Source organism: Pelagibacterium montanilacus (assembly GCF_003992665.1).
In the GTDB taxonomy this organism is placed as follows: Bacteria; Pseudomonadota; Alphaproteobacteria; order Rhizobiales; family Devosiaceae; genus Pelagibacterium; species Pelagibacterium montanilacus.
The window spans coordinates 1-713 of sequence record NZ_RZMX01000058.1 but is presented as its reverse complement, the minus strand read 5'-3'; the positions used below and the strand labels follow the sequence as shown (position 1 = coordinate 713).

The window sequence follows — 713 nt, the reverse complement described above, 5'->3', positions numbered from 1 at the left end:
GCCTCGTCCTCAACCACAAGCACAGCGATCTGATCGGTCATATCGGAGTGCCCTCCTTCACCTGGCCGGCCACGTCAAACCGAAGGCTCGCGCTGATGTCCTGCAGCAGATGAATGGAAGCCTGCAGCGTGGCGGGCATTTCGCCACGCTCAGTGCCAGTTTCAATTTTCACTTCGGTGGCCACATCAATGATGTCGATGGCTTCCTCCACGCTGAGAACTTGCTTTTCGATCAAGCGGTGAAGCAGACATTCCACCAAAAGCATGGCTGCCTGACCGTGCGCATCAGCTTCCCGCATGTGCGGAGCGCCGTGGTTGTTGGAAATATCGTGGTTCATCGTTCTCTCCTGCGCAGGCGAGAGCACAATGTCCCTCAGCCGCCGGAGCCTGATACCGGGCCGACGATGATGTCTTGTAGGCCAATTACGTCGGCAGAACCATCACCTGGATCAACAATGAATAATAACTTCAGACAATATCAAAGCAAGCCAGGTCGTGAAATGGTGAAACCATGAAAAACCGCTTCATCGATAAGCTGCAAGGCTTTTGCACCCTCTCACCAGCCGAGGTAGCTGCGCTTGCAGAAGCGACGTCGCGACCGACCAAGGTTCCGCTCAAGACTGACTTGATACGCGAGGGCGACAGACCGGGGCCCGTGTTCGTCATCCTCGACGGATGGGCCTGCCGATACAAGATCCTGCCCAACGGAACGCG

At 56.2% G+C, this 713-nt stretch carries 1 protein-coding gene and 1 pseudogene; one reads left to right on the top strand and one right to left on the bottom strand.

The features are described from left to right. Positions 1 to 37: 37 nt before the first annotated feature. Positions 38 to 337: a hypothetical protein gene (locus EO136_RS16105; RefSeq protein ID WP_127145418.1), complete on the bottom strand. Its 300-nt coding sequence runs from the start codon at positions 335 to 337 to the stop codon at positions 38 to 40. A 173-nt stretch (positions 338 to 510) separates the two neighbouring features. Here EO136_RS16105 and EO136_RS18740 point away from each other — a divergent pair. Beyond that, positions 511 to 713, top strand: a pseudogene (locus tag EO136_RS18740) (hypothetical protein); the annotation flags it as partial.

Coding starts and splice junctions, on each gene's coding strand:
- EO136_RS16105 (WP_127145418.1), bottom strand. CDS start 337: ATGAACCACGATATTTCCAACAACCACGGCGCTCCGCACATGCGGGAA.